Raw genomic sequence first — 6,028 nt, 5'->3', positions numbered from 1 at the left:
TTCCAGCTTTGCAATAATCTTATCGTTTCGTTCTTTCTTTTTATCTGATCGGTTAATCAGAAATTGGATAAATAAAAGGACGGCACCCACTAGAGTACCGCCCAATATCCCGCCAAAAATTGTGTCCTGAAATGGTCCCACTGGTGTCACTTGTCCTCCTGTCCATCTTTTTCAAGCATTTCCTCTACTGCTTTTCTCCACTTGTCCGGGACGTCTTCAATTGTCATCAGACCAGCTTTGATTCTTTTGTAATAGATTTTAGCCATTGTCATTACCCTCCAGTGCTTTAATTCTGTCTACAAGTTCCGCTATAGTATCGTCCTGTGATCTAATCCGTTCCTCCAACTGTGATGTATAATCTCCAAGCTCTGCAAGAGCATCCTCGTTATCTGAAACGCCCTGACCAAGATCTACTGCAGAGTCAGAAAGGTCACTGTTTGTCGGAATTAAGGACTCTTTTTTGCAAGATTCTTGAAATTCAATTTCTTCATCTGAAAACTTATGAAGATAATTTCTCTGTTCCGTTATTGGAATATCTATATCCCCAGAAGGAAACGATTTCTTTTCAACTCCGACTTGTATATTTATGGATGAAATTGCACCTTTGCCGGAGTTGACAATATCCATTGCTTCTTCGTAATCGATCTTTTCATTTGTTAATTCATCATATATTTCCATTATTGACCTCATTCATTAAAATATGATATTGCCATCCACCGAACGGCTGTTCCACTTGTTATTCCTCCACTGAATAAAGCATAGTATGTACTATTAGAACTCATATATTGAACGGATTGCATATGTGTTGCACCACTTGGATGAATTAACATCGCCACAACAATAACATGGTTTGTGTCTATGCCAGCATTTGCTAATGCGGATAAGGATGTAAGATAGCATGACGTACCACCAGACGCTGTTACAGTTCCGTCAACAACCACCGGGACTTTACAGCCACCATAGGTTAATCCACCATGATTTGGTTCACGTGCTGTAAAGATAAGTTTAAGTGTATCTTTTTCTTCTTTACCAATGACAAATCCAACATCGTCAATAGCATTTATAGTCTGAGTATCTGCACCATTTGCTGTCAGATGATGGGTTACCGCAATACTATCAGCTTTTACGAGAGTAGATGTATCATATCCTGAATATTCAGAATGACTATATAACTGTCCGGCACCAAATGAAGAATAGTAACTAACGCCTTTTGCATTCATACTGGTCGAGCTAATTGTTCCATTTTCATCCATTTTCGTCTGCGGCAAATTCCATTTAAATTTCTTGTTCGTGGCATCAAGTGTGAACGTTTTACCATTATCCGGTGTTTCGATTGCGCCGGCAGTCACTTTGCCAAGGTTTGCACTGATAGCAGAAAGATCGCTGACGTTAATTTTCTTCGAGGTTACTGAACCTGAGGCGATTTTATCTGCGGTTACTGCATCGGAAGCAATCTTTACAGCAGTAACTGCTCCGGATACAATTTTATCTGCCGTCACTGCATTTGATACAATCTTGTCTGCTGTGATTGCACCATCCTTGATACTCACCGTCCCAACTTGATGCACTGCCCATGCTGATTCGTTGAACTGCCAGATACCTCCGGTTGATTGATTAAACCATATATCTCCGGATGCGTATCCAGAAGTAGATGACGGATCACTCATGGAGTGAACCACTTGGTTTTTTGAAGTTCCCTGTGGCCCTTGTGGTCCAGTATCTCCTTTAGGACCTTGCGGCCCTGTTGGTCCCTGTGGTCCTTGAGGGCCTGTATCGCCTTTCATTCCTTTATCAATAAGTCCCGATGATGCACAGGTTATTGATTTGTCATCAGGTATTGCAGTAACTTTTGCAATTATAAAACAGTAACCTGATTTTGATGAGTTTGTACACCGTAATTGGACCGTATCCCCTACTCTTAACTCAGAAGTGCTTTCATTAACATCCCATGTACCGCTATAGCCAGATGCAGAATATTTATCTATATCATCTTGACCATATTCGTAATTCGTTGTAAAGGTCTTAAAAGATGCACCAGTTGGTCCTGTAGCACCTTTAGGTCCTTGAGGGCCGGTTGCTCCTGTGTCACCTTTGAGTTTTGTCCATTTATACTTCGTTGGATCTGTACTGTCTGCTGTTGTGGTGTCATCGTAAGTACCGATATAAGTAGCTCCGGAAAACAGGGATGTATTAAAGTTGCTTTTACCGTCAGCACTGGTGGAGTATGCAAAGTGAGTAGTTTTTCCACTAGCTCCTGTAGATCCGGTTTTACCATCCGTACCTATTCTCGATACAGAGTAGCTTGTAATGGATTTGTTGTCACTAAATACAGTGGTTGCTTTGCTCCATAAGTATTGACCTACTCCAACCGAAGGCATTGTTGTTGATGTAAAAGCTGAATCTGCTGGTTGAGAATTACTGCCAGTTACTGCATAGGTTACTGAAGTAGACTTTACTGTTACCGACGTTCCACTAGCACCTTTATCAATAAGTCCCGATGATGCACAGGTTATTGATTTGTCACCAGGTATTGCAGTAACTTTTGCAATTATAAAACAGTAACCTGATTTTGATGAGTTTGTACACCGTAATTGAACCGTATCCCCTACTCTTAACTCAGAAGTGCTTTCATTAACATCCCATGTACCGCTATAGCCAGATGCAGAATATTTATCTATATCATCTTGACCATATTCGTAATTCGTTGTAAAGGTCTTAAAAGATGCTCCGGTGTCTCCTTTAACTCCTTGAGCTCCTGTTGCACCTGTTGATCCTTTTGCTCCGGTAATACATGCAGGATTAGAATAGGACACGGTTCCGTCTTTTGTTGTGGTCTTTGTTCGCATCCAGATATATTTACCATCTGACCATGCCGGCTGCGTGGTACTCCATCCTGAAGTTGGGGATGTCGAAGACGAGGTATTGATGGCATATTCATTAACCGTTCCAGTTACAAGGTTCGAAATCGCGCTTCCAATTTCAAGATTGTCAACGTTAATCTTCAAACCTCCGGAATTCAGGTTGATCTGCTGGATAATGTTTTTACCATTATTAACAGAGCTGATCTGCTGAGTAATTGAATCAGAGGTCTGTTTGATTTTGGAATCGGTATAACTATTTGCAGAGGACAGTTTTGTTGCAGAATCAGTTTTTGTTTCGTAAGTCTGTGATACCGTACTTGTGATGGAATCTGCCTTCTGATCGATAGCGGAATTCATCTGTGTCGTAGTTGAATACGATTTCAGTTTGTTATCAGTATCAGCCTTTGCATCCTTCAATGCCTGTGAACTGGAACTATCAGTATAACTCTTTGCTGAAGACAGTTTTGACGAAGCATCTGTTTTCGTTTCATAAGTCTGCGATACCGTACTTGTAATCGAATCAGAGGTCTGTTTGATTTTAGAATCTGCTTCTGTCTTCGTGTAATATCCAGTAAACTTATTCTCGACAGTCGTTGTTCGTGTTGCCAGTGAACTGATCGATTCTGAATTCTGCGTGATTTTTGTTTCCTGCGTATTGACCGTATTTGTTAACTCTGCCAGATCCTTATTCGCCTTTGCCGCATCCGCAACCGCCTTATCCGCTGTATCCTGTGCAGTCTTGGCGTTGGTGAGGGCTGTAGACGCATTGCTGTATGCCGTCGTTGCATTCTTCAAAGCGTCATTTGCCGCAGTCTGTGCTTCAGTCACATTATGATTAGCAGTCAATACATCCGCCAGAGCCTTGTTTAATGCCGCCTGTGCCGAGTCAAGATTCTTTTTTGCGGAAGTGATCTGATCTTCCGTTGCCGTTGTACTTGAAGTCAGGCTATTGTATGTACTAAGTGCAGAATCATAATTCTGTTTTGCTGTCTTCAATGATGCATCCGCAGACGCTACATTCTGCTTTGCTGCATCAAGCTGACTCTGTGCGGTTTTTGCTTTATCATCCGCTGCCTTTGCATTGGCAACAGCAGTATCTGCGGTTTCCTGCGCTGCCTTGGCATTCGCAACAGCTGTGTCTGCCTGAGCCTGTGCATCTGATGCTGTTTTCGAAGCAGCATTCAGTTTTGTTGATATGTCCTGCGTATCTGACGCAAGACTTTCGACTTTCTTGCTTGTGGACTCGATTCCGTCCGCATTAACCTGAATTTTGTTTTCAAGTTCACCTTTGATTTCACTTACATCATTCTTCGAAGCATAGGTTTCTTTTACACTTGCCTCAATTCCACTTGCTGTTGTAGAAATATCAGACTCAATGGCCGCTTTGGTATCACTAACATCTGTCTTTGTCGCGTAATTGGCAACAAGATTCTGGTTGATACCTGCAATGGCATCTCCGTTTTCCTTAACCTTCTTCTGCGCATCAGAAATATCACCGTTCAACGTATCCACAGAGGTCTGCAAAGACGAAATATCTTTATTTGCGTCAGCTAAACCGTTCTGTGCTGCATTAGCGGTCTTGATCGCATTTGCTGCATCTGTCTCTGCCTGTTCCGCCTTTGCATTTGCCTGACTAGATGCTGTGTTCGCGCTATTGGCAAGGACTTTTGCATCATTGGCGTTCGTGTTTGCAGAAGTGGCCAATTCAGAGGCAGCACTCGCACTCTGTTTCGCTGAATCCGCATTTTCGCTTGCTGTTTGTGCTTTTTCCTCTGCTTCTTCCGCTTTTTTCTTTGCTTCTTCGGAATTACTGTTTGCCTGATCCGCGGTTGCTTTGGCTTCCTGGATTTCAGCATTCTGCTCATCTCCACGTCCAATAACACCAATTACAACCGGATACTTAGACGTTCCAGCAGCACCGGTAAGCAAAATCTGTACAATATCTCCGGTCTTTACAGAAATGTTTGTGTCAATCTCTACGGATTGCCCATCGTCATAGCTGATTGTGTCTCCACCCATATCAACCATGACTTTTCCGTTTGAACTGTCGGACGTTGCCGTTCCTGTTGCCATGACCGTAGATTTGGCTTTTTCGTTTGTGCCTTCGTTAGATTTTTTCCCTAACAATATTTTTGCGAGCTCAAAACTGTCCATATCATACCTCTTTGAGTGTCAAGTTCATTGTCATCTCGTCGAATTTTATTTCGCTGATGGACTGGATCATATATTTTTTCTTTTTATTTTCCAGGATAAGATTTATTGTCTCCCCGCATTTGCACGGAAAATACAACATGCTGCATTCCAATGTAATTACCTTGTCAGATTTTTTCAGGTATTCTTCTGCGAGCTGCTGTGCTCTTGCCTTTGTTGCAGGAGACAGATCGTTAACCTGGTATTTTTCGGCAATCATAAATCCTCTTCTCTGAGAAGAAAATTCGGAAGAAGAATCTCTGTCTGCCGAAGCAATAATTTCCTGATCCCCATTGCTGTATATGACGATTGTCCGGCCTGGTACATCTTCCGAAGAGGTTGATTCTTTAATATCTGACGATAAAAGCATCGTATTTTGATCTTTTTCATCAACGGTCCAGGAAGGAGTGATTGAAGACGGCGTATTGTACGGACTTAAAGTTATTCTTCCATGCCCATCCACATCCAATCGATTGTTTGATATATCACAAATATCAAAAAGAAAAGAAAGATAACTTTCTCCGGCTTCGAATATTTTACTGGCTGTATATCTGTAATTTCTTGCCCCGTTGATTAAATACTCCTTCTGGCAGGTAGTACAGATTTTTTCAAATGCATCAACCGCATATGTTCCCGAACCTATCGAGAAATATCCAACACAATAATCTTCTGATAACCCCCACAATACAGACTGGAGCTCATAAGTGTAGTGTTTCTCTCCATTTTTTATCGTCATTCCAGGAGGATTTTTCAGGACATATGTACCGATTTCAATTGAAGCGTCTCCATGATAAAGAACGATCCGCAGCCATGATCCTGAAATATAATTACTTCCAAGTGTTTCCAGATTTGCAGATGTCCTTGTATCGGTATCATAACCAAAAGAAACAGAGCACCCGGACAATACCAGATGCTCCAATTCTCCACGAATAATATTTAAATTGTGAGGATCAATCATAAAGACTCGTATCTCACTC

4 protein-coding genes are annotated in these 6,028 nt (G+C 41.7%); all 4 read right to left on the bottom strand.

The genetic code is table 11. The features are described 5' to 3' along the window. Positions 1 to 146: 146 nt before the first annotated feature. Positions 147 to 266, bottom strand: a complete 120-nt coding sequence (locus tag ACTQZS_RS15215; protein WP_441476574.1) for a CD1375 family protein — start codon at positions 264 to 266, stop codon at positions 147 to 149. After that, complete coding sequence (locus ACTQZS_RS15210) at positions 259 to 678, bottom strand: hypothetical protein (RefSeq protein ID WP_441476573.1); 420 nt, start codon at positions 676 to 678, stop codon at positions 259 to 261. Before ACTQZS_RS15210 ends, ACTQZS_RS15215 begins: the two co-directional genes overlap by 8 nt. A gap of 8 nt (positions 679 to 686) precedes the next feature. After that, positions 687 to 5,015, bottom strand: coding sequence for a hypothetical protein (locus tag ACTQZS_RS15205; RefSeq protein WP_441476572.1), 4,329 nt, complete (start codon positions 5,013 to 5,015; stop codon positions 687 to 689). A gap of 1 nt (position 5,016) precedes the next feature. Then, the coding region (locus ACTQZS_RS15200; RefSeq protein ID WP_441476571.1) for a hypothetical protein at positions 5,017 to 6,028 on the bottom strand (1,012 nt) is incomplete at its 5' end.

This window comes from Bilifractor sp. LCP19S3_H10 (genome assembly GCF_052119185.1).
Taxonomy (GTDB): Bacteria; Bacillota; Clostridia; order Lachnospirales; family Lachnospiraceae; genus Bilifractor.
This window is presented reverse-complemented; position numbering and strand designations above follow the sequence as displayed.